We start from the raw sequence: 22,360 nt of genomic DNA on the forward strand, positions 1-22,360 counted from the left end.
ATTTAACAGCATTTTGAATTGTTTTAAAACGCTAAAATCTAATTACTTATATTTGGTTCCCCACCAAATACCCCACCAGAAAGAAATTCTGGTGGGGATTTTTTATATCTTAATTACAAAAATAGAGCAATAAGCAATGATATGGGGTCAGAAAAATTTTTCCTTTTCTGCTGTTCAGTACTAACTCTTACATCATACCTAGATAATGGGGTAAAATCAAAACTCTCTGATTATTATTTATTTGTAAAAAAATTCACTTTAATCATTTGCTATATTTCCTTCGTTCACATTTAGTCCATAAATTTCAAAATCATGATAGAATCCATTATAGAACTCGAATTGGGAGATTTCGCTTTCCTTTTTAAAACCTAAACTGATTGGTATAAACTTACTTTTAACATTATCAACATCTATATAAATCAAAAGCTTATCAATTTTAAATTTGGATGGAATGATTTTTATTAATTTTTTTAAACCCTGTTTTACAAAACCTTGATTTTCATATTTTTCTGATATCCAATATCCAATTTCGGCTTGATGTTTTTGTAAATCAATATTATGTATATCTATCATCCCTACTGGTTTCTGATTGACGCAAATTGTTAACATAAATAACTCATTGCGCTCCATTTTTTCACGTGCATACTTTATAAACGCTTTTTCATTTTCAAGACTTTTCATATTTTCCACCCAAGGAAGCCACTTAGCAAGACGTTCTCGTTCAGTAGAAACAGTCTCATATAACCCTTCACTATGGCTATCCGATATATAAAAAAGTTGGCATCGTTTCCCACGTGATTTAAACTCTATGAATAGTTCCGAGTCCAAGTTGGTAGAATCCATTTCATACTCCTTGTTATAAATGATAATATTCTTTAACTCTTTATTTACGAAATCATTATATAACTTTTTTACTACTTTTCATATGAATAAAATTTTGTCTATCTTTTTAAGGTCAGAGCCTATTACAACAACAAACGATTTAAGGTAAAACTAAAGGACTTAGTCCTATACAGTAGAAAACTAAATCCTTTGTCTAACTTTCTGGTATCAGTACAAGTTTACATCACTCGACTCTCCACATAGTCAGGATAGCATAGATAGATGTTTGCTTACTTAGTGAAATCCAATACTTTACGTCCTTGAATTTCACCTTTTTCCATTTGATCAAAGACTTCTACCGCTGTATCAACAGGAACAGTTTCAACAACTGGTACTACCAATCCTTGTGCACCAAAGTCGAAGGCTTCTTCTAAGTCTTTACGTGTACCTACAAGAGATCCAACAACACGAATACCATCTAGAACTGTTTTGACAATTGAGAGGTCCATATATTCAGATGGGAGACCAACCGCAACGACTGTTCCACCAGCACGTACACTATCGATAGCCTGATTGAAAGCAACCTTAGAAACAGCTGTTACAACAGCACTGTGTGTACCGCCAGTTTTTTCTTGGATATAGCCTGCTACATCTTCAACTTCTTTACCGTTCACCACTAAATCAGCACCAGATTCCTTAGCCAAATCAAGTTTATCTTGGTTGATATCAACAGCCACTACTCGTGCATTGAAAACCTTCTTAGCATATTGAATAGCCAAGTTACCTAGTCCTCCAGTACCATAAATAGCTACCCATTGACCAGGTTCAACTTTAGCTTCTTTAATAGCCTTATATGTTGTAACTCCCGCGCAAGTAATAGATGAAGCTTGAGCTGGATTAAGCCCTTCTGGAACTTTCACAGCATAGTCAGCAGTAACCAAAGCGTAGTCACTCATACCACCATCAACACTATAACCAGCATTTTTTACAGAGCGACAGAGTGTTTCACGACCAGTTGTACAATATTCACAATGGCCACATCCTTCGAAGAACCAAGCGATTGATACACGATCACCTTTTTTAAGTGTTTCAACCCCTTCGCCAACTTCTTCAACAATACCAATTCCTTCGTGTCCTAAGATACGACCTGGAACTTGACCAAAGTCTCCATGAGCTACGTGAAGGTCAGTATGGCAAACGCCACAGTATTCGACTTTAACCAAAGCTTGACCATGACCAACTACTGCTGGTTTTTCATGTTCAACAACTTCAACACCTGTGCTTGCTTGATTAACAACAACTGCTCTCATCTTAATTACCTCCATATGATAACTTTTAACACCTTCATTATAGCACTTACAGAGGTAATGTCAACGCTTACATAAAGTTTTTCTTAGCTTGCGAAAACTTTCTTGAAAAGTCTCTATACAAATTCGATAAGTACTATTTTTTCTGCTGATATAGCTATATTTCAATCATTCCCAAGATATCTATACTGTCTCACAAGTGTCTTGGAATCCGGTAGGCTGACTTCAAAATGGAAATAATGATTGCGTCCATCTCTAGCATTCTCTTTATTGAGTAGAAAATAATTCTTTTGACTGATAGCCATCTCCCTTATAATATCATCTGTCAAAAAGGTTAAGGGAATATCCATGGCAGAATAGCGATAAAAGTCTTCTTCAAATTTTAAATAGCTATCAGAAAAGTAGTCAATTTGAAGTTTATCATCATAAATTTTTCTCTTCCTCATCTATGTTTTCAACCCCCAAACTAATTTCTAATATATCCTTTGTTCGAATACATTTATGTCGCTTGCAAGATTTTATAGTAACTTGAGTAAAGTCCAAGTCAACCACATAGCCACTACATCTACAGCGCCTACCTTGATCCTTTATCTGGAAGCTTCCCAATAATTGACCTGAATAAAGCTGGTTCAATAAAATAAACTTCTCTAAATCATCCAAATGACTCCTAAGATTTTCTTTAGTCTTATCTTCATGTAGGGAACTTGTGTGTTCTGATAAGAAAAAGCCCATCCACTTCATCATGCCCCTATCTTTATGTTCCCTAGCTGATTGAAAGGGAAGGTAACTACGGTCTATCATTTTAAGCCATCTAATCCCCCAGCCGAGTGTCCACCAATAAGCTTACTTCGAGCAAGACTCCTAGATGCCTCCTGTAAAGAAGTTGCTTTTTGAATGGTCGTAAAGCCAAATTCCTGTCTAATACTATCTATAGCTGCTTGAAGCCTTTCTTCTTTATCAATGTCATCTGGATTATCAAATAAAGAAAGAATTTGAAGCCCTTCATCTACAAAATTTGCATAAGAGACACTCACACTTCGAACAGCCCCTCCTTGATATTTCTTCCTAAAGAGTGCAATGACATGTCCTATTAATATCCTTGTGTTATTAGCAGGTTCAATCTTCATCTGTGCTTGTAGCGAACGCTTGCCCTCTAACTTTGAAAATCCAATGCTAATGGAAACTTGACAAGCTTTCTTATGAGCTCGTCTTAACCTAATGGCTACCTGTTCCGCCATCTCTCTTAGAATCAATTCAATATCAGCTTGACGCTCATAGTCTCGTGGTAAGATTTGAGAATTTCCTAAGCCATGTGACTTTGGTTTATAAGGTTTATGAACATTACTCTCATCAATACCGTTAGCATGAAAAAAGAGGTCTAAACCTACAATACCTAACTCCTTTTTAAGAATATCAGGATTGCTATTAGCAAGTTCTCTAATGGAGCAAATTCCCAACTTGTTTAGCCGCTTCTCCATCCGCTTACCAATCCCCCAGAAATCAGTCATATGGGGAATATTCCAAACCTTAGTCTCGACATCTTCATAGGACCAGTTGGCTCTCATAGTAGCCGTATGTTTAGCCTCATTATCAAGAGCTAACTTAGCCAATAAGGGATTGCTGTTAGACATTCCAACTGTCGAGTAAATACCTGTCTCCCTCCAAATATCTCTTTGAATACGCCCTGAAATCATATCTAACTTATCTTTTCTAGTAACAGTCCTATCGGGAATAAAGTAATTCAGTGACGACGTGAGATCAATGAAACCCTCATCAATGGAATAGGGAAGAATATCTTCAACACTGGCATAATTCTGGAAAATGTGTTGAATCTGGATATTCTTTTTTATATAAAGATCCATTCTAGGAGGAACGATAAAGGTAACCTTGGCCCAAGATTCGATGTAATCTACAAAATCTCTATCCGTTGGAAGTCCCTGCTTTTTGGCATTATAATAATGAAACTTACGAGAATGAATATCAAAAGGTAAGTCATAAGAACGACTAACATTTGACTTGCCAAAAACTTGCTTAAATATAGGGGAAGAGGCTAGTATCAAACCATTCGCATTTTCAGCCCTACTCATCACACATAGAGAAGTCTTAAGGGGGTGCAGTCCACGCTCAACACACTCCACACTTGCATAGAAAGATTTCATATCTACAAAAGCAATATCACTTTGCGGTTCCCTTGAATAATCAAAATATCCCATGCTCGCCCTTTCGTTAGTTTATAAGCTAACATTAGTATAAATTATAACTTCTTATATTTCAAGTGTTTTTCACAAAAAATAACAACATCCCCTCTAGAATGTTGTTATCCTTCTATTTTTTCCCTTTAACTTGGTCTGTGGCAACATCTTCGCCAAACCACTTGTTAGAAATCTTTTGGAATTCTCCTTTTTTATAAAGGGTTCTAAATCCTTGATTGATTTTTTTGATCAGTGTCTTATCTGCTTTACGAGCACCTACAGCAAAGCTTTCACCTTCATAACCAGCAGGCATAACATTATACTGATCCAGAACCCCTGATTTTTCTAAGTAGTAATTAGCATACACACGGTCAATCAATAGACCGTCAATACGTCCACTATCAAGGTCAATCAAGGCTTGAGTAAAGGTCGAATATTGGACTGCTTTTTGGTTGGCAACGATATCCTTCAAAATCTTCGGAGAAGCATTGAAAGCATCATAACCGGAAGACCCTGCTTGGGCACCTAAGGTCTTACCTGACATTCCAGCAACAGAATCAATTCCCGAAGACTTTTTGGTTACTAGTACTTGTTCATTGACCATATAAGGTTCCGTGAAGTTCGCAGACTGCTTACGCTCATCCGTGACCGAGTAACCATTCCAAATGAGGTCAATTGTCCCATTCTTCAGTTCTGTTTCTTTCATATCCCAGTCAATAGCCTGCCATTCGACATCGATACCATACAATTTAAAGACTGCAGTTGCAAGATCAATATCAAAACCAACATAGCTACCATCCTTTTCCTCATATCCCATAGGAACAAAGGTTGCATCAAAACCAATTTTGATTTTCTTCTCTTTGGTATAGGTTTGCCACTGATCTTTCTGAGTTGCAAAATGTGAGCGCGAGCTGCAAGCTGATAGCGCAAACAAAGGCAAAACGACAAGACAGGCTAGCAAAACTGTTTTCACTATTTTTTTCATAGAAAATCCTCACTATTTTGGATTGATAGTGACAATCTCATCAGCGATGTGCTGTGCAAACTGCATATCGTGAGTAATAACAATTTGCGTAATCCCAGTCTCACGATTCTGCAAAATCAATTTCTCTACTTCTTGACGCAACTCAGGGTCAAGAGCTGAAGTTGGTTCATCATAGCCGACGATTTTCGGATCAATCATCATGGCACGCGCAAATGCAACACGTTGTTTTTGTCCCCCAGAAAGAGAAAACGGATAAGCATTTCCATGTGCTCCAAGCCCTAAACGGTCAAGTAGAGTTTGGGCTTTTTTCTGGGCATCTTCCTTAGACATTCCCATCGTCTTAATTGGCGAAAGGGTCAGGTTATCTAAGACAGTCAAATGCGGAAACAGTTGAAAATCCTGGAAGACAAAGCCTAGCAAGTTACGACTTTCCATCTGATCCAAGGGAATCTCTTCATTTTCATAAATAATTTGCCCCGAATCAATAGTTTCAAGTCCTGCTAACATACGCAAAAGAGTTGTTTTACCACCACCAGATGGTCCGACAATAGCCAAGATTTTTCCTTCTTCTACTGTCAGATTATACTTATCAAAAATTTTGTGTTGACCAAATTGCTTGGAAATATTTTTTAATTCTAACATAAGGTCTCCTATTTATAATAGTTGAATTTCTTTTCGATGTTTTTCGAAGCTACAGTCACAACACCCACAAGGATAAGATAGATAGCTCCGGCCACAAACATCGGTGCTAAGGTCGCATCACGGTTCGCAGCGGTACGACTTTCCAAAAGAAGGTCTCCAACCCCAAGCACATAAACCAATGATGAATCCTTAACCAAGTTAATAATCTCGTTAAAGATACTTGGCAAGACAATCTTGACCACCTGAGGAAGGATAATGTAGCGGATGGTTTGGAAAGGACTAAGTTTAAGCATTTTTGCTGCTTCGTATTGTCCTTTCGGAATAGCCAAGATTCCTCCACGGAAAATCTCTGCGAAATAAGCTGCATAATTAAGTGTAAAAGCAAGAATAGCAGCTGGTAGACGATCAAAGACAATCCCAACGCTTGGAAGAACGTAATAAACGAAGATCAATTGCAAAAGGAGGGGCGTTCCACGCATAATCCAAACGTAAAGGGTTAATAACCAATTTAAAGGTTTGAATTTAATCTGCATTAAGAAAGCAAGTACAATCCCTAATGGAATCGACAGTACGATAACAATGAAAAATACTTGAAGTGTGACTACCGCACCGTTCAAAAGGGCTGGTAATACTTCCAAAACGTATGACATATAAACTCCTATAATTATTTAGTATTACTGAATATTATACCAAATTTTTAAAAAAAATGATATAAGATTTTGGAAATAGTAAAAAGGAGTGCGACTAGACCCAATTTCAAAATGAGTTCATAATCACACTCCTAGGAGACTTAAATAGTCTGTCCTGAGAAACAAACCATACCTAAGTCTAGCATCACTAAAGCTTATTTTAGATTTTCTTAACAAATTCTGATTTAAGTTTCATGGCACCAAAACCATCAATCTTACAATCAATGTTGTGGTCACCTTCAACCAAGCGAATATTTTTAACACGTGTTCCTTGCTTGATATCTTTCGGAGCACCCTTAACTTTCAAATCTTTGATAACTGTAACAGTATCGCCGTCAGCAAGACGTGTTCCATTACTATCAAGAACCACAAGTCCTTCTTCTTCTGCAACTTCGTTTGGATCCCACTCATAGGCACATTCTGGACATACTAGCAAGATTCCATCTTCATAAACATACTCTGAGTTACATTTTGGACAATTTGGTAATGACATAATTCTCTCCTAAAATTGTGATATAAATACTATTCTACTTTAGATTACTTAATTAAGCAAGGGTGAAAACAAGAAAAACAAACAACACCCCTTACAATGTAAGAGATGTTAGTATTTTTATTCAACTGTAACTGATTTAGCTAAGTTACGTGGTTTATCGACGTCGAGTCCACGGTGAAGCGTCGCAAAATAAGCAATTAATTGTGTCGGTACTACCATAGAAATTGGTGATAAGTAAGGGTGAACATTATTAAGAACGATGTCATCACCTTCCTTAGCAACGTTTTCCTCAGCGATGGTCAATACTTTAGCACCACGCGCTGCCACTTCTTGGATATTACCACGAGTATGACTAGCAAGAACAGGATCAGACAGGAGGGAGATAACAGGTGTACCATCTTCGATAAGAGCGATTGTACCATGTTTCAACTCACCTGCTGCGAAACCTTCACATTGGATATATGAGATTTCTTTCAATTTAAGACTGGCTTCCATAGCAACATAGTAATCTTGACCACGACCAATATAGAAAGCGTTACGTGTTTCTGCAAGAAGGGCTGCCACTTTCTCGTCAATAACTTCTTTTTCAGAGAGTGTTGATTCGATAGATTGTGCTACAAGTGACAATTCATGTACCAAGTCGAAAGCTTTAGCTTTTTCATTACCATTAGCTTCACCGACTGCTTTAGCCAAGAAGGCAAGAGCTGCAATCTGAGCGGTGTAAGCTTTAGTAGAAGCTACAGCAATTTCTGGTCCAGCATGAAGAAGCATTGTGTGGTCAGCTTCACGAGAAAGGGTAGATCCCGGAACGTTTGTCACTGTCAAACTTGGAATACCCAACTCGTTAGCTTTAACAAGAACCTGACGGCTATCTGCTGTTTCACCTGATTGACTAATAAAGACAAAGAGAGGTTTCTTGCTAAGGAGTGGCATACCATAACCCCATTCAGAAGAAATACCAAGTTCAACTGGTGTATCTGTTAATTCTTCAAGCATCTTCTTAGAAGCAAAACCAGCATGATATGATGTCCCTGCCGCAAGGATATAGATACGATCAGCCTCTTGAACAGCCTTGATAATATCAGCATCTACAGTCACTTGCCCCTTGTCATCTGTATAGGCTTGGATAAGCTTACGCATCACTGTTGGTTGTTCATCGATTTCTTTGAGCATGTAGTAAGGGTAAGTGCCTTTACCAATATCAGATAGGTCAAGTTCAGCTGTATAGCTATCACGTTCTTTTACATTGCCATCATAATCTTGAACTTCAACACTATCAGCTTTCACGATAACTAACTCTTGATCGTGAATTTCCATGTATTGATTAGTTTCGCGAATCATAGCCATGGCATCTGAGCAGACCATGTTATAGCCATCACCAAGACCAATCAAAAGTGGTGATTTGTTTTTTGCCACGTAAATTGTTGAGGCATCTTCAGAATCCATGAGGGCAAAGGCATATGATCCACGGATAATGTGAAGAGCTTTCTTGAATGCTTCAAGAGTTGACAAACCATCTTCTTCAACGAATTTTCCAATCAAGTGAACTGCAATTTCAGTATCGGTTTGACCTTTGAAATGGTGACCAGCAAGGTATTCTTCCTTAATTTCAAGATAGTTTTCAATAACACCATTGTGAACCAAAACAAAACGTTCTGTTTCTGAGCGGTGTGGGTGAGCATTGTCCTCTGTTGGTTTACCGTGAGTTGCCCAACGAGTATGTCCAATACCGGCTGTGCCTTCTACTCCTTCAGTTTTAGCAGCAAGTTCCGCAATACGGCCAACAGCCTTAACCAATTGACTAGATGCATCGCCCGCTACAAAGATACCAGCTGAATCATAACCACGGTATTCTAGCTTTTCAAGTCCTTGAATCAAGATATCAGTTGCATTTGTGTTACCTACAACACCAACAATTCCACACATATTTTTAATAATAACCTCAGATCAAAGAGGTCATGTCTCCTTTATTTAAAATTGGTATAGTCAATAAGCTCTTTAAAAAGCTTAACGAGGACAGTATATTCGATATATTTGACATTGTCAAGCATAAAAATTGGTATAGTCCTAAAAAGACCTTTTACTTGTCTCTTATCCTAAGGAATAATCCTTAAAATATGCTATAATAAGGCTATGCGAATTCAACAATTACATTATATTATCAAAATCGTCGAAACCGGCTCAATGAATGAAGCTGCAAAACAACTTTTCATTACGCAACCAAGTCTTTCAAATGCTGTTCGTGATTTGGAAAGAGAAATGGGAATTGATATCTTTATCCGTAACCCCAAGGGAATCACTTTAACCAAGGATGGAGTTGAGTTTCTCTCTTATGCCCGTCAGGTAGTGGAACAAACGAATCTCTTGGAAGAACGCTACAAGAGTCACACAGAAACACGTGAATTGTTTAGTGTTTCCTCTCAACACTACGCTTTTGTTGTCAATGCCTTCGTCTCACTTCTCAAGAGAGCTGATATGACACGTTACGAGCTCTTCTTACGCGAAACACGTACTTATGAAATCATTGAGGACGTTAAGAACTTCCGTTCAGAAATCGGTGTTCTCTTCCTTAACAGCTATAATCGAGATGTCTTGACTAAGATGTTTGATGACAACCGCCTCACATATACCAGTCTCTTCAAAGCTAGACCCCATATCTTTGTCAGCAAGTCAAACCCATTAGCTAAGCATGAAGTTGTCTCTTTGGAAGATTTAGAAGACTTTCCATACCTTAGCTATGATCAGGGGATTCATAATTCCTTCTACTATTCTGAAGAGATTCTATCTCAGATTCCCCATAAAAAGTCTATCGTGGTTTCAGACCGAGCGACACTCTTCAACCTATTAATTGGTTTGGATGGTTACACCATTGCTACAGGTATTTTAAATAGTAATTTGAATGGTGATAACATTGTCTCTATCCCACTTGATATTGATGATGAAATTGATATTGTTTACCTGAAGCATGAAAAGGCAACCCTCTCTAAAATGGGGGAAAAATTCCTTGATAACCTCGTTAAAGAAGTCACTTTTGACAACTAATAGATGTTAGCCCCAGCACATAATGTTGGGGACTTTTTATCGCCAAAACTATCCAATTGAAAGCACAAAAAAGAGCCTTTCGACTCTCATCATTATTTATAATTTTTATAGCTTGCCCAAGCTTCATCTATAGATAAGGTATCAGCATCTGTGTATGAGCCTCTATAGCTGTTCCAAACAAGGCCACTTGTTGAACCAGTTGCTTGGGTAACTGGAGCTTGATCATAGGCAGTCAAACCATAGTATGCAATAATGCTATTTAATTTAGAAGCGTAAAGACTATCTGTAGCATAAGTCCCTGTCAGTGCCTGAGTGGCATCTGCATAACTACTTGTATTTGATTTCCAAGTACCTGCATAAGTAGATGACGTCATCAAAGCAGCATAATCTGCTAGGGAATCACTCAGACTTCCATAAGAACGGAAGGGTTCATCAATCTCATAAGTCTTTCCTGTACCGTCATCTTCCCAAGTACGCATAGTAACGGAGTTGCCATTATAAGAGCCCTTAATCCCAAAGAAGTTGTAATAAGGAGCTTGACTCAGACCTGACTGACCTGAATTTGATTCCAGAATAGCTTGAGCAATTAGAACAGAAGCATAGATATTGTAATCTTGACCAATCTGTCTCGCAGTCTCTCCGATACTATCAATAAAAGCCGTCGTAGTTTGATTGTAGGCAGCTTCAGCTTTAGCATTAACACTGTTATCATTTTTTCTATCTGTTGTAAAAGCTAGAACCAAAAAAAGAGAACAAATGAAAGCTCCTACGATAAAAATCATATACTTTTTTAAATGACGATACATACAACCCTTCCTTCATAAAATCTTCAATTATAATATTTTAATACTATTCTATCAGAAATAACACTCCTTAGCAAGTTATAGGGATAGTTTCCCCTCAAAACTATCCCTAACAACACCTTTACATATCCTAAATAATAAGATACAATGTGGGTAATTTTTAAGGAGATGAAAAATGAAAATCAAATCATTCTTACCTGGCATAAGTATTGCAATACTTATTTCGCTTGTAGCCTGGACTCTTGGAGTCTTATTTCCTATTATTGGTGGGCCAGTCCTTGGTTTATTTATAGGACTTCTGCTAGGAATTATTCTAAGAGATTCTCAGAAACTTAAAGCAGGAATGCAATTCACATCTAAAAAAGTATTACAATACGCCGTTATTCTTCTAGGATTTGGGCTAAACCTTTCTCAAGTCTTTAAGGTTGGCGTAACATCACTTCCCATTATTCTAGTGACTATTACTACGGCACTGCTTACTGCTTATGTCGTCCATCGTGTATTCAAGCTAGATAGCGAAATTACTACTTTAGTAGGGGTTGGTTCTTCAATCTGTGGAGGTTCTGCTATTGCTGCAACTGCACCTATAATCAAGGCAAAAGATGAATCTATTGCAACAGCGATCTCGGTAATTTTCTTTTTTAACATCTTAGCGGCTTTAATCTTTCCTCACTTGGGATCTTGGTTGGGACTTAGTAATCAAGGCTTTGCCATATTTGCTGGAACAGCTGTCAACGATACTTCTTCTGTAACTGCTACAGCTAGTTCTTGGGATAGCTTACATGGAACATCTATCCTAGAGCAGGCAACAATTGTTAAATTAACTCGCACACTTGCTATCATCCCTATAACTCTTGGGCTTTCTGTATGGCAGTCTCGAAAGGACAATACAAAGGAAACATTCTCGCTAACCAAAGCAGTGCCTAACTTTATCCTTTGGTTCCTTTTGGCCTCACTGATTACAACTGTTGCAATGTCACTCGGTGTAACACCTGCCGTCTTTTCACCATTAAAAGACCTTTCAAAATTTATGATTATTATGGCAATGACAGCTATCGGTTTCCAAACAAATCTCAAAAAACTAATCACTAAAGGAGGCTCAGCACTTCTAGTGGGAGGAGTCTGCTGGTTATTAATTAGTCTTGCTTCTCTTCTCATGCAAAAGATATTAGGACTTTGGTAAAAGACATCTAAAAAACTCACAATCTGACTAAGACTGTGAGTTTTTATTATAGAATCATTTTTTATACTCAAAGACATAGGTTTGGATTACCTTATCCCCATCGTTTGTTACTTTCAAATCAACATTGTAGCTCTTAGTTTCACCACTAATATCCTGAACCTTATAATCACCATCTTTTTTTACAGAAGAGGTAGTCTGTCCTGAATAATGCCTAACTTCAAGACCTGAAGCTCTATCTAGAGAAAAAGGAATGAGCCCGTTTAAAGAATATAGCCCATACAAAATAAGACATAAAAAGCTCAGCGACACAAGGCTCACCAAATAATATTTAACAAAATCCCCCAATTTTAACCCCTGCTTACTCACTTAGTTATTATCTTCCTTTAACTTAACATTATTTTTATTAGAGTATTTTCAAATTTTATTTTACACACATTTGGGTATTTTGTCAAATTATTTGATATTTAAAATAGAACCTAATTTTTCTATATACTAAAAGCCGTTAGTCATCTAACGGCAATTTTTTATTTCTGAAATAACGTATTCAAGACGGCTATAGAGACCAAGTAATAAGTCGTAACTTCGATTTTGATTTTCTTTCAAAACAGTGAAAACTGTTGTACTATAGGTAAATTCAAAGAAGTCATCTAATTCCTTGAGCCAGTCATCAATAACCCCTAAATTTTGATCAATAATTGCAAACAAACTTGGCTGATACCAGATTGTACCTTCGATATAAAGGTTTTTGTCAGATAATTTAGATAGGGATACTTTCAAGTCAGCAAGCTCTCTTTTAGCAAGATTTGGTTCAATCTTTAAATCAAAAAGCAAGCGTGCATCATGATTTAGAATATCGAGTTCTGCTTGAAGCAGTTGAATATAATGTATCGCTACTAAATACTGGTTCATGGGTCTCTCCTGGTCATCTGAAAATCGTACTATTATTGTACCACTAAAGAATGAAAAAATGTAGTAATTATTTAATTTTTTACAGGATTTTTTTAGAAAAAATACGATGCTTTAAATTTTTGTTTAAAACTAATGACACTAGCAATTTTCTAAGAATTTAAGAAATGAAAGATTTTTTAAAAAAAGAAAAACACTCACGAATGAGTGCATTTCTAGTATTAATGGCTAACCATTTCTTGTGCAATTTCAAAGCCACTAAGTTTTCCAGGATAGTAAGTTGGCCAATTATCCATTTCTTTTAGAATCTCATCTTGGCTACTATTTCCAAAGAAAATATGGAAATGTGCTGAAGTTGTTGGATCTATTTGATGATCTGAAAATTGGACATACTGGTAAGGGTTATCTGCTGCTTGACTATCAGTTGCTGTGAAGAGATAACGTACACCTTTTTTACCAGAAGCATAGGTCAAAATCTTATACCCATCATAACGATAAGTGTGTGTCACACTACTTCCATCATTCTTTGTGAAAGTCATGGTCATCTTTTTACCGTCAATAGCAATTTTAGAAATATCTGTTTGATAGCCCTTAGTGTAGTATTCTTTATACTCTTGTGCTGTTTTATCCTTATTCAAAAGAGATTTGTATTCAAATACTTGATCTAAAGTACCATCTTGAAGATAAGGATAGACCGATTGCCACTCACCAGACCAATCCGAAAGTTCTCTATCTTTAACATCTTTGTCATCGAAGTAACCATTTTGAACCGTTTTCTTGTCATCACTTCCCGTTTCAGGTTGGATAGCTTTACCTTCAACGTCCGTTGTTAAACGAAGATTTTTTAGGTTCTCAGTCATAACACTGACATAGTCTTCACCTTTTTTCAACTGTTCCTTAGTTAGTGATTCAATTGGATTTAAAACTGCTGTCTTAACTCCTACTTCGTTAGCTAAGGTTTTAGCAACACTACTTGAAGCATTTTCCTCAAAATAGATATAGTTAATATCATATTCTTTGACATACTTAGAAAGGCTAGCGATACGTTTTGCAGAAGGGTCGGACTCAGCTGAAACACCTGAAATTGGTACCTGTGTCAAACCGTAATCTAAGGCAAGGTAGGCAAAAGCTGAGTGCTGAGTAACAAAACTTTTCTGTTTTGCTTGACTAAAGGCTTCAGTATACTCCTTATCCAAAGTCTTTAATTTCTTAAGGTATTTCTCGGCATTGGTTGTAAAGACTGCTTTTTTATCTGGATGTTGAGCAATCAAACCGTCCCTAATAGTTTCAACTAATTTTTGAGAACGTTTAGGTGAGAGCCAAACATGAGGATCATATTCGTGGTGATGTTCTTCTCCACCGTGATCATGATCTTCTTCCTCTGTTCCAGGTAAAAGAACCATGCCTTGACTTGCCTTAATGACTTTTGTATTTTTTGTGTTGATAGACTTTTCAACTTTTGGAACCCAGGTTTCCATATTTTCATTTAGGTAGACAAAAGTGTCTGCTTTTTCAATGTCAGCGACATTCTTAGTAGATGGTTGGAAATCGTGGGCTTCACTACCAGCGGGAATAAGATAAGAAACCTCTCCCTCATCTCCAACAACCTGCTTGGTAAATTCATAAACAGGGTAAAAGCTGGTCACAACCTTCAAGTCACCATTTCCTTTTGAACCGTGGTGACTAGTCGTATAATAAATGCCTGCACCAGCAGCCAAAACAACTGTTGCTAATCCTGCTAGGCCAAAAATGCGTTTCTTTTTCATGTTATTCCTTTCAAAATACTTAACCAGTTAATAGTTTACTGGTTAAGTATATCACATTTCATTTATTTTGCAAGTCCATAAATAAAAAAATTGAAATATTTCGGCGAGAAAGAATTATTTGATATACTGGAAATATCATTTGGAAAGTAGGTTATACATGTTTCGAAAATTAATCCTATATCTTTTTTTATTGCTTTCAGCCATAGGCCTGACTTATGATACGCAATCATACACTTCAGGCGCTTTGTCTGGTTCGGCATACGGTATTATTGGACTATCAACACTGATTGCCTTATGTTATATCGTACCAGGAATATTTCTGATTCAGTACTTAGGCAAGAGATGGCAGGTGAAACCACTTGTTCTCATATTTGCTCTAATTGGTGGACTCTTTATAACAGGATGGATAGCTGGTTATGCCAATACCTTTTCTCACGATTGGGTAACTGCTCATCTTTCTTCAAAGAGTTTCTTCTACCGCTTTGAGGATGCCCTTATGGCTCCTCTAGTTGAAGAACCCCTAAAACTAGCAGCTTTTCTCTTTGCTATCTATATGGTACCAACGAAAAGTTACAAGGGGATCTTGCTTGTTGCTATTACGGCAGGTCTTGGCTTCCAGATTAGTGAAGACTTCTCCTATATTCTTTCAGATTTGCCTGATGGTTTTTCTTATACAATTTCAGGTATTCTTGGTCGAACTATTGGTGCCGTATCGTCTCACTGGCTTTACACATCCTTCCTCGCTATGGGGCTAGTCCTTATATGGCGTTCACGTCAAAAACTCATTAATTCTAAATACAGTCTTATTGGTATACTTTATGCTTGCGGTGCTTTTGCTGCACACTTTGCTTGGAATTCACCTCTTCGAAATTTAGAAAGCGATTTGCCATGGGCATCAGGCCTTCTCATTTCACTCAATCTTTTCTTCTTTATTACGCTTTATCAGCTCCTCTCGAAACTGGATAAAGAAAACAAGTAATGTTTACAATACTAAAAAACCTTTCCAATTTTATGGAAAGGCTTTTTTGATGACTTTAATCACTCATAGAAAAACGATTGGTCATCAAATTACTTGCATCATCTAAGACTTTTGCCAATAGTTTATCTGTTTCTGACTGAATCTTATCACTAATTTTTTGATTTTCAGCTTCAAAATCAATACTCTCACCATTTGCTAAAGCAGTATCTACATGATTAATCATAGCATGGCCAAGAGCCATAGTTGTTTCTACATAAGCATCCAAATCAGCTTCATGCTGTTGGAAATGAGGATCACAGATAGCAGCAATCAAGCGATTACTCCAGTAGAAATTACCTGTATCCACTTTATCAGTCGTTTGACGGAAATAAGCAGGTGTTGTTCCGACTTGAGTCCAGAATGGCACCATTGTACCAAATGGCATTGATCCATAGGCTAACCACTGAATTCCTGTCGTTTCTGATGGTTTGTTAGGACGCATTTGCAAGAGAGCTGTTTGGCTAGTACGGTTGATACCGATTGGACGGAATTGGCGTTGACTTACCGCATCTCCTTGAGGTCCATATGGGTCATAAGGTGTATCTTGGTAATGAAGACTCAAAACGTATTTAACATCTTCAACTGTAATTTTGCGGTATGGTTTTTGGCACCATGGAATAAAGAATGATTTTGGATTATAGTCTTTTTCTGGGTTCAAAAATTTCTGCATAGCCCAGGCACGTGGTGTATTATAATGACGGTCCTTATCTCGTTGGCTACCAAAAGCATAACGTGGATTAAAGTGTTCATTAGAATAAGTCAAATCCAAGTGATGTTTATTAATAAAATTTCGAATGTCTGGTGAGGCAAGATAGTCGTCTGGATTTTCAAACTCATAGTGATCGATACCTAGTTGGTTTGGATTAGTAACATAGGCATCGTCTGGAACACGTCTTGCAATCCAATGGTGACCACCAATTGTTTCCAACCACCAAATTTCTTCAGTGTCTGAAAAAGCAATCCCATTAGACTCGTAAGTTCCGTAAGTTTCAAGGAGTTCTCCTAAACGAAGGACACCTTCACGCGCCGTCTTGATATATGGCAAGACCAAAGTCAACATATCCTCTTCTCCAAAACCATCTTTAACAAGAGGATCAGCGCCGAGAACACGCGCATTGGTCGTGATTGTTTCTGTTGCACTCATGGCAACATTAGCTGAGTTAATACCAGCTTCACCCCAGATACCGTCTTTCCCAAGCGCATCTGGGACAGAGGTATAACGTAGAGGATTATCTGGCAAATCAATTGAAAAATTGCTAAGCACAGACTGGTAATGACGCGGTTGGTCTTCAGGGGTCACGACGAGAAATTCTTTGGGCGTAAAAACGCCTGATTGAGAATCCTCAGTACGTGCAATCATGGTAGAGCCGTCATATGAGGCTTTCTTACCTACTAAAATCGTTGTACAAGCCATAAAAGCTTCCTTTCTAATTACAAATCGTCGGCAATCTTATTGATTTTTCTGAGACGATGGTTAACACCACTCTTGGTCAGAGGAGGTTCTATACTATCTGCGATCTGCTGGATAGAGTAATCTGGGTTGGCAATACGGAGTTGGGCAATTTGGCGTAGCTCCACCGGTAAAATCTCCAAGCCAACCGTATCCATAATCTTGATAATATTATTAATTGTTTTCATGCTAGCACTAATCGTTCTAGCAATATTGGCTGTTTCCGCATTATTGGCACGATTCAGATCATTTCTGGTCTCTCGCATAATTTTGACTTCTTCGAAGGCATCCTTAGAGTTCATTGCGCCGATAACAAGGAGAAAATCCATAATGTCCTCAGCTTTTTGAAGATAGGTCACAAACCCATTTTTATGACTCAAAACCTTAGCATCGAGCATAAATTTTTTCATGAGAGAAGCTAAATCCTCTGCGTGGTCTTGGTAAACGGAAAAAATTTCTAATTGATAACGTCCCTTTTCAGGATCACGTACTGTTCCAGTTGCCAAAAAAGCGCCTCGTAAATAGGATCTTCCAGCTTCGTCATCTTCCATTACTGATGTTTCAATACCTGTTTCAAAGCCAAAGAAAGAATCCGCCAATTGTAAATCGGACAAAATATCATTGACATGGTCAGCGACAAAAACCGTGTAAACGCGATTTTTCTTGAGATTGGTCTTGTTGTGATGTCTCAATTCAGGATTACTCTGATAACGACTTTCCATTAATTGGTAGATATGTCTCGCAATCTTTGCATTTTCTGTTGAGATGGAAAGAGTCAATCCTTGATTGGTCAATCCAACTGAACCAGACATCTTAATCAATGCTGACAATTCCGCCTTGTCTTTGCTTGAAGCAGCAATTATCTCTTCTTTAACCTTAATTGTGAAACTCATGACTTGTTCCTCACTAGGTGCATGAGCTCATCCACTACCAAGTCACCATGGTGGAAGGCTCCACCATTTTCAAGTCGCAGAAAATTAGAAGACACAACTGTTTTAGCTTCACGACGTAACCCCTCAAAATCATGCTCAACCTGAACAAGGTATTCATCAAATTTATTACTAGCCATGTATTCCTTAGGCACTTTCTTGATGTTAACTAAGACATTGTCAATCACATCGGAGCCAAGATGACGATTAAGAACAGTCACATGGTCGGCATCTGAAAATTGCTCAGTTTCTCCGTACTGCGTCATAATATTACAAATGTATGTGACATCAGCCTTGGTCTCAATAAGAGCCTGACGAATCTCTGGTATCACCAGGTTGGGCAAAATCGATGTATAGAGAGACCCAGGACCTAAAACAATCATATCACTATTCATAATAGCATCAACAACCTTACGACTGGCCTTAGGCTCTTCATCATTATAGGTATTGGTCACATAAACACGCTCAATCATGCCATCGTACTGGGCAATACTACTCTCACCTGCTACTTCATGACCATCTTGAAAAACGGCATGAAGCGTCAAGGCAGTCTCACTGGCAGGATAAATCTTACCTGTGACGTGGAAAAACTTCGTCAGAAGCTGCATGGCATTATAGGTAGATCCCTGCATTTCTGAAATTCCAGCGATGATTAGATTTCCGAGTGGATGACCGGCCAAAGCGCCATCGGTTTTATCAAAACGATATTGGAAAACTCTTTCATAAAGTTTAGGCATATCACTCATAGCTACCAAAACATTACGCAAATCCCCTGGAGGTGTCAGTTGCATGATATCACGCAAATCTCCTGAAGAACCGCCATCATCAGCTACAGTTACCACAGCAGTGATATCAACATCCTTATGACGTAAACTACGAAGAATGACTGGAATACCAGTTCCCCCACCTATTACTGTAATTCTTGGTTTTTTCATGAACGATTCACCGTCTCCTTACGTCGATCCTTATCACGATGTGTTTCATTGACTGTCCAATCATTTTTTAGATCTTGGGCTAGACGATGTGCAAAAGCTACACTACGGTGTTGACCACCTGTACACCCAACAGCAATAGTAAGAACAGACTTACCTTCTTTTTTGTAGCCAGGTAAGATTGGTTTAATGAGCTGTTTCAAATGATTGTAAAAGTCTTCTGATTCCGCATGCTTCATGACGTAATCAAAAACCTCTTTATCCAAACCTGTGAGGTTACGAAGGGCAGGATCATAATAAGGGTTTGGCAAAAAACGGACATCAAAAACCAGATCTGCATCCAATGGCAGTCCATATTTAAAACCAAAACTCAAAACTTCAATACGGAAAGAAGATTGGTCTTGCTCAGATGAAAACTGTTCAGAAATAGCCTTACGAAGTTGACGCGGAGTCAATTCTGTCGTATCAACTACGTTTTGACTCAAACTCTTAAGCGGTGACAAAAGCTCACGCTCTAACTTGATGCCATCCAAAACACGGCCATCTGCCGCCAGTGGGTGACTACGACGTGTCTCTTTGTAACGAGAAACCAATTCACCATCCGTAGCGTCCAAGAAAAGAATCTTGAAATTAAGTTCCTCATTGCTTTCCAATTTATCCAAAATATCGTTGATTTCATCGAAGAACAAGCGACTTCGCATATCAACGACAAGAGCAATCTTATCTGTCTCTTCACTATGTTTTACCAATTCGATAACCTTTGGTACCAAAGAAGGTGGCATATTATCAATAGTGAAGTATCCAATATCCTCAAAGGATTGAATCGCTACAGTCTTACCTGCTCCGCTCATCCCTGTTACAACAACTAAATTAATTTTTTTCGTTCCCATGAGACTCCCTTTCTAGTCTTTCTTCTTTCAAGACACGAATATCGTCTGACATTTTTTCAACTTGTTGGCTAACCCCCATAATCATTTCTGTCTGCAATTTTTGAATAGTAAGCAAATCTGATTGGTCTTGTTGCACCAAGTGATCAATTTTTTCATGTAAAAGTCGGATTTCTTCCTTTGATTGTTTATTGACGTTATAGTCATTTCGTGCTTGCAATCGATCGTAATCCGATGCCCGATTCTGACTCATCATAATCAATGGTGCCTGAACGGCAGCTAGAGTGGACAAGGCCAAATTCAACAGAATAAAAGGATACTTATCAAAGGCAATCCCAAAGGGTTGAACAACATTCAGCCCCATCCAAATAGCCATAAAAGCAACAAATGACAAGATAAAAGTCCAAGATCCACCAAATCGGGCCACTTCATCCGCCACTTTTTGACCAAAAGTAATTCGACTATCCAATTGTTCCTGGACATCCTGGTCCTCGTAGAGCAAACTCTTGGTCACATCATGAACGGTTTCACGCACGTGCTCATTTTTCTCATTAGCATTTGCGATAATCTCGTCGAGAAAAACTAACCTATAATCCAAAAGGCTAATATTACTAATGAAATCATGTCCTTGTAAATCAGGGTAATCTTTTTTCAAAAGCACCTGCAAACGACTATTTAGTCGTTCGAAATAGGAGCCATCGGTTTCATCGAACCACTCTTTAGAGATATAATCCTGAACTCTCTTAATCTGCATATTTTCGCCTTCTTTCTAGGCTCTATTATACCATATTGAAAGCGTAAACGTTCAATAGATAAAGGAAAAGAGTCCAAGACTAACCTCAGACTCCTCCATTATTGGGACAATTAATTTAACATCTTCTTATTGGTAATTCAAAGTCCAGTAGTAAGTACCATCACCTGCGACAACACAAGCCACTGCAGCTTGAGTAGCATCTGGACTCATGAGAAGTTCACGAATACCACTACTCAACCATTTATTGGCTACAACTGAACCATCAGATTCACGACGGTAAACAATGCCATCACTGTTGTAAGTGTGTGAAATATCTTTAGCATGTGGAAGGGTTGTGCTATTGTAAAGATCATCAGACCATGTAAGTGCTGGCAAACCGGCAGCTGTACGCTGTGCATTGATTTCATTAAAAGCAGTCTTAGCTGAGTCCACTTCAACGTAATCAGAATTTTCAGTTGGTTCTACATGATAAACAAATTTAACATATCCAAATTCAACATCACTATATTTTCTGTCGTCAACACCGCTCTTGAGATTAGCTGTAATAACATAGTCACGTGCCCAAGCACTGCCCTTAGAAGCGTTGAAGTTGTCAACATCTTCAATTTCCCAAGTTACATTACAATCCCAGCCAGCATTGTCTATGAATTTTGGAGCAAGATTCTTAATAACATAATCTTTGAATTCATCCACATTTTGGAATGGAAGAGCTTCACCAGCTTTACCAGTACCAACTACATTTTCAGAATACAATTTAACACTTGATGCATTGTCATCGTACATGTATTCATCGTTTCCTGCTGGTTTATGGAAATCTGGATCAAGCTCAGGGTCATCATTGGCAGTACCATTGTAGAGTTTCCACTTACCATCAACCCATTTGTAGTAACCATCGATACCACGCGCATTATCTTCATCTGTCAATGCCACACGGTAGTAATAGGTACCGTTGTCATCTACAAATCGTGGGTCTGAGTGCATGCGATAATCTGTTGGTGGCAAAGTTGGTTTTGGCAACTTATCATAGTCAATGTTTGTTTCAGGCGCATACGGTGGTTTTTCAAGTTCAGGAGCTTCAGAACTTGTTTCTGAGGTTGAACCTGTCTCTGAAGTTGCTGTTGAAGAAGATTCAGAAGTTACAGTCGAACTTGAGTTACCAGTTGAAGCCGCTTCTGAAGTTGAATCCACGGTTGAAGCTACTTCTGAACTTGCTGATGACGTTGAATCAACGGTTGATGGTGCTTCTGAAGTTGCAGATGAACTTGAGTCAACAGTTGAAGCTACTTCTGAGCTTGCTGATGAAGTTGAATCTACAGTTGAAGCTACTTCTGAACTTGCAGACGATGTTGAATCTACGGTTGATGGTGCTTCTGAAGTTGCTGATGACGTTGAATCTACGGTTGATGGCGCTTCTGAAGTTGCTGATGACGTTGAATCTACGGTTGATGGTGCTTCTGAAGTTGCTGATGACGTTGAATCTACAGTTGATGGTGCTTCTGAAGTTGCTGATGACGTTGAATCTACAGTTGATGGTGCTTCTGAAGTTGCTGATGACGTTGA

At 38.1% G+C, this 22,360-nt stretch carries 24 protein-coding genes; 4 read left to right on the plus strand and 20 right to left on the minus strand.

Features of this window, described 5'->3' with window-relative positions; translation table 11 throughout:
* Positions 1–258 precede the first annotated feature (258 nt).
* From H7U01_RS07670 to glmS, 10 genes are all read right to left on the minus strand, one after another.
* Positions 259–843 carry a GNAT family N-acetyltransferase gene (locus H7U01_RS07670; RefSeq protein WP_073689976.1) on the minus strand — a complete coding sequence of 195 codons (585 nt, stop codon included), beginning with the start codon at positions 841–843 and terminating at the stop codon, positions 259–261.
* A 269-nt stretch (positions 844–1,112) separates the two neighbouring features.
* A complete protein-coding gene (gene adhP / locus H7U01_RS07675; RefSeq protein ID WP_073689977.1) occupies positions 1,113–2,132 on the minus strand; it encodes an alcohol dehydrogenase AdhP in 1,020 nt (339 codons plus the stop codon).
* A 161-nt stretch (positions 2,133–2,293) separates the two neighbouring features.
* The gene (locus H7U01_RS07680) at positions 2,294–2,575 is read right to left on the minus strand and encodes a DUF5960 family protein (protein ID WP_073689978.1); all 282 of its coding nucleotides are present in this window, start codon (positions 2,573–2,575) and stop codon (positions 2,294–2,296) included.
* The gene (locus H7U01_RS07685; protein ID WP_201041386.1) at positions 2,553–2,930 is read right to left on the minus strand and encodes a hypothetical protein; all 378 of its coding nucleotides are present in this window, start codon (positions 2,928–2,930) and stop codon (positions 2,553–2,555) included. The genes H7U01_RS07680 and H7U01_RS07685 overlap by 23 nt, the downstream gene beginning before the upstream one ends.
* Positions 2,927–4,342 carry a Y-family DNA polymerase gene (locus tag H7U01_RS07690; protein ID WP_064524322.1) on the minus strand — a complete coding sequence of 472 codons (1,416 nt, stop codon included), beginning with the start codon at positions 4,340–4,342 and terminating at the stop codon, positions 2,927–2,929. The genes H7U01_RS07685 and H7U01_RS07690 overlap by 4 nt, the downstream gene beginning before the upstream one ends.
* Before the next feature lie 112 nt (positions 4,343–4,454).
* A complete protein-coding gene (locus H7U01_RS07695) occupies positions 4,455–5,306 on the minus strand; it encodes an amino acid ABC transporter substrate-binding protein (RefSeq protein WP_064524320.1) in 852 nt (283 codons plus the stop codon).
* 12 nt (positions 5,307–5,318) lie between these two features.
* Positions 5,319–5,948 carry an amino acid ABC transporter ATP-binding protein gene (locus H7U01_RS07700; RefSeq protein ID WP_064524318.1) on the minus strand — a complete coding sequence of 210 codons (630 nt, stop codon included), beginning with the start codon at positions 5,946–5,948 and terminating at the stop codon, positions 5,319–5,321.
* Between the two features lie 8 nt (positions 5,949–5,956).
* Positions 5,957–6,598, minus strand: a complete 642-nt coding sequence (locus H7U01_RS07705; RefSeq protein WP_014634576.1) for an amino acid ABC transporter permease — start codon at positions 6,596–6,598, stop codon at positions 5,957–5,959.
* Between the two features lie 199 nt (positions 6,599–6,797).
* On the minus strand, positions 6,798–7,130 hold the full coding sequence (locus H7U01_RS07710) for a zinc ribbon domain-containing protein YjdM (RefSeq protein WP_002891088.1): 333 nt from the start codon (positions 7,128–7,130) through the stop codon (positions 6,798–6,800).
* A 117-nt stretch (positions 7,131–7,247) separates the two neighbouring features.
* On the minus strand, positions 7,248–9,056 hold the full coding sequence (gene glmS / locus H7U01_RS07715) for a glutamine--fructose-6-phosphate transaminase (isomerizing) (protein ID WP_064524316.1): 1,809 nt from the start codon (positions 9,054–9,056) through the stop codon (positions 7,248–7,250).
* 207 nt (positions 9,057–9,263) lie between these two features.
* Between glmS and H7U01_RS07720 the strand changes: the two genes are divergently transcribed.
* Positions 9,264–10,172, plus strand: coding sequence for a LysR family transcriptional regulator (locus tag H7U01_RS07720; protein WP_002891090.1), 909 nt, complete (start codon positions 9,264–9,266; stop codon positions 10,170–10,172).
* A 92-nt stretch (positions 10,173–10,264) separates the two neighbouring features.
* On the opposite strand, the gene H7U01_RS07725 is transcribed toward H7U01_RS07720, so the two are convergent.
* Positions 10,265–10,978, minus strand: a complete 714-nt coding sequence (locus tag H7U01_RS07725) for a glycoside hydrolase family 73 protein (protein ID WP_201041387.1) — start codon at positions 10,976–10,978, stop codon at positions 10,265–10,267.
* A 172-nt stretch (positions 10,979–11,150) separates the two neighbouring features.
* On the opposite strand from H7U01_RS07725, the gene H7U01_RS07730 reads away from it, so the two are divergent.
* On the plus strand, positions 11,151–12,158 hold the full coding sequence (locus tag H7U01_RS07730) for a YeiH family protein (RefSeq protein WP_201041388.1): 1,008 nt from the start codon (positions 11,151–11,153) through the stop codon (positions 12,156–12,158).
* 54 nt (positions 12,159–12,212) lie between these two features.
* Here H7U01_RS07730 and H7U01_RS07735 read toward each other — a convergent pair whose 3' ends face one another.
* The 3 genes from H7U01_RS07735 to H7U01_RS07745 form a co-directional block, all read right to left on the minus strand.
* Entirely contained in the window at positions 12,213–12,524 is a 312-nt protein-coding gene (locus tag H7U01_RS07735) for a hypothetical protein (RefSeq protein WP_037600014.1), read from the minus strand.
* A gap of 144 nt (positions 12,525–12,668) precedes the next feature.
* Positions 12,669–13,067 (minus strand): hypothetical protein, encoded by a 399-nt coding sequence (locus H7U01_RS07740; RefSeq protein WP_201041389.1) that lies wholly within the window; start codon positions 13,065–13,067, stop codon positions 12,669–12,671.
* A gap of 218 nt (positions 13,068–13,285) precedes the next feature.
* On the minus strand, positions 13,286–14,830 hold the full coding sequence (locus H7U01_RS07745) for a zinc ABC transporter substrate-binding protein AdcA (protein ID WP_201041390.1): 1,545 nt from the start codon (positions 14,828–14,830) through the stop codon (positions 13,286–13,288).
* Between the two features lie 157 nt (positions 14,831–14,987).
* Here H7U01_RS07745 and H7U01_RS07750 point away from each other — a divergent pair, with 157 nt between their 5' ends.
* Positions 14,988–15,809, plus strand: a complete 822-nt coding sequence (locus H7U01_RS07750; RefSeq protein WP_037600019.1) for a PrsW family glutamic-type intramembrane protease — start codon at positions 14,988–14,990, stop codon at positions 15,807–15,809.
* Between the two features lie 55 nt (positions 15,810–15,864).
* Here the strand turns inward: H7U01_RS07750 and H7U01_RS07755 are convergent, their stop codons facing one another.
* The 6 genes from H7U01_RS07755 to H7U01_RS10075 all read right to left on the minus strand — a co-directional run bounded on the left by H7U01_RS07755 (position 15,865) and on the right by H7U01_RS10075 (position 21,817).
* On the minus strand, positions 15,865–17,262 hold the full coding sequence (locus tag H7U01_RS07755) for a C69 family dipeptidase (protein ID WP_201041391.1): 1,398 nt from the start codon (positions 17,260–17,262) through the stop codon (positions 15,865–15,867).
* Positions 17,263–17,279: 17 nt separating this feature from the next.
* Positions 17,280–18,191 (minus strand): DNA-binding protein WhiA, encoded by a 912-nt coding sequence (gene whiA / locus H7U01_RS07760; protein WP_038676157.1) that lies wholly within the window; start codon positions 18,189–18,191, stop codon positions 17,280–17,282.
* Positions 18,188–19,162 carry a YvcK family protein gene (locus H7U01_RS07765; protein ID WP_073688684.1) on the minus strand — a complete coding sequence of 325 codons (975 nt, stop codon included), beginning with the start codon at positions 19,160–19,162 and terminating at the stop codon, positions 18,188–18,190. Before H7U01_RS07765 ends, whiA begins: the two co-directional genes overlap by 4 nt.
* The gene (gene rapZ, locus H7U01_RS07770; RefSeq protein ID WP_080611991.1) at positions 19,159–20,049 is read right to left on the minus strand and encodes an RNase adapter RapZ; all 891 of its coding nucleotides are present in this window, start codon (positions 20,047–20,049) and stop codon (positions 19,159–19,161) included. The genes H7U01_RS07765 and rapZ overlap by 4 nt, the downstream gene beginning before the upstream one ends.
* Positions 20,030–20,800 (minus strand): DUF1003 domain-containing protein, encoded by a 771-nt coding sequence (locus H7U01_RS07775; protein ID WP_073688682.1) that lies wholly within the window; start codon positions 20,798–20,800, stop codon positions 20,030–20,032. The genes rapZ and H7U01_RS07775 overlap by 20 nt, the downstream gene beginning before the upstream one ends.
* 126 nt (positions 20,801–20,926) lie before the next feature.
* Positions 20,927–21,817 (minus strand): CAP domain-containing protein, encoded by an 891-nt coding sequence (locus H7U01_RS10075; protein WP_398578449.1) that lies wholly within the window; start codon positions 21,815–21,817, stop codon positions 20,927–20,929.
* Positions 21,818–21,830: 13 nt separating this feature from the next.
* Between H7U01_RS10075 and H7U01_RS10080 the strand changes: the two genes are divergently transcribed.
* Positions 21,831–22,360 (plus strand): hypothetical protein (locus H7U01_RS10080; protein ID WP_398578450.1); only part of this gene is annotated, 530 nt, incomplete at its 3' end.

The sequence above is a fragment of the Streptococcus sp. 21.1 genome, assembly GCF_016648635.1.
In the GTDB taxonomy this organism is placed as follows: Bacteria; Bacillota; Bacilli; order Lactobacillales; family Streptococcaceae; genus Streptococcus.

Coding starts and splice junctions, on each gene's coding strand:
- H7U01_RS07670 (WP_073689976.1), bottom strand. CDS start 843: ATGGATTCTACCAACTTGGACTCGGAACTATTCATAGAGTTTAAATCA.
- adhP (WP_073689977.1), bottom strand. CDS start 2,132: ATGAGAGCAGTTGTTGTTAATCAAGCAAGCACAGGTGTTGAAGTTGTT.
- H7U01_RS07680 (WP_073689978.1), bottom strand. CDS start 2,575: ATGAGGAAGAGAAAAATTTATGATGATAAACTTCAAATTGACTACTTT.
- H7U01_RS07685 (WP_201041386.1), bottom strand. CDS start 2,930: ATGATAGACCGTAGTTACCTTCCCTTTCAATCAGCTAGGGAACATAAA.
- H7U01_RS07690 (WP_064524322.1), bottom strand. CDS start 4,342: ATGGGATATTTTGATTATTCAAGGGAACCGCAAAGTGATATTGCTTTT.
- H7U01_RS07695 (WP_064524320.1), bottom strand. CDS start 5,306: ATGAAAAAAATAGTGAAAACAGTTTTGCTAGCCTGTCTTGTCGTTTTG.
- H7U01_RS07700 (WP_064524318.1), bottom strand. CDS start 5,948: ATGTTAGAATTAAAAAATATTTCCAAGCAATTTGGTCAACACAAAATT.
- H7U01_RS07705 (WP_014634576.1), bottom strand. CDS start 6,598: ATGTCATACGTTTTGGAAGTATTACCAGCCCTTTTGAACGGTGCGGTA.
- H7U01_RS07710 (WP_002891088.1), bottom strand. CDS start 7,130: ATGTCATTACCAAATTGTCCAAAATGTAACTCAGAGTATGTTTATGAA.
- glmS (WP_064524316.1), bottom strand. CDS start 9,056: ATGTGTGGAATTGTTGGTGTTGTAGGTAACACAAATGCAACTGATATC.
- H7U01_RS07720 (WP_002891090.1), top strand. CDS start 9,264: ATGCGAATTCAACAATTACATTATATTATCAAAATCGTCGAAACCGGC.
- H7U01_RS07725 (WP_201041387.1), bottom strand. CDS start 10,978: ATGTATCGTCATTTAAAAAAGTATATGATTTTTATCGTAGGAGCTTTC.
- H7U01_RS07730 (WP_201041388.1), top strand. CDS start 11,151: ATGAAAATCAAATCATTCTTACCTGGCATAAGTATTGCAATACTTATT.
- H7U01_RS07740 (WP_201041389.1), bottom strand. CDS start 13,067: ATGAACCAGTATTTAGTAGCGATACATTATATTCAACTGCTTCAAGCA.
- H7U01_RS07745 (WP_201041390.1), bottom strand. CDS start 14,830: ATGAAAAAGAAACGCATTTTTGGCCTAGCAGGATTAGCAACAGTTGTT.
- H7U01_RS07750 (WP_037600019.1), top strand. CDS start 14,988: ATGTTTCGAAAATTAATCCTATATCTTTTTTTATTGCTTTCAGCCATA.
- H7U01_RS07755 (WP_201041391.1), bottom strand. CDS start 17,262: ATGGCTTGTACAACGATTTTAGTAGGTAAGAAAGCCTCATATGACGGC.
- whiA (WP_038676157.1), bottom strand. CDS start 18,191: ATGAGTTTCACAATTAAGGTTAAAGAAGAGATAATTGCTGCTTCAAGC.
- H7U01_RS07765 (WP_073688684.1), bottom strand. CDS start 19,162: ATGAAAAAACCAAGAATTACAGTAATAGGTGGGGGAACTGGTATTCCA.
- rapZ (WP_080611991.1), bottom strand. CDS start 20,049: ATGGGAACGAAAAAAATTAATTTAGTTGTTGTAACAGGGATGAGCGGA.
- H7U01_RS07775 (WP_073688682.1), bottom strand. CDS start 20,800: ATGCAGATTAAGAGAGTTCAGGATTATATCTCTAAAGAGTGGTTCGAT.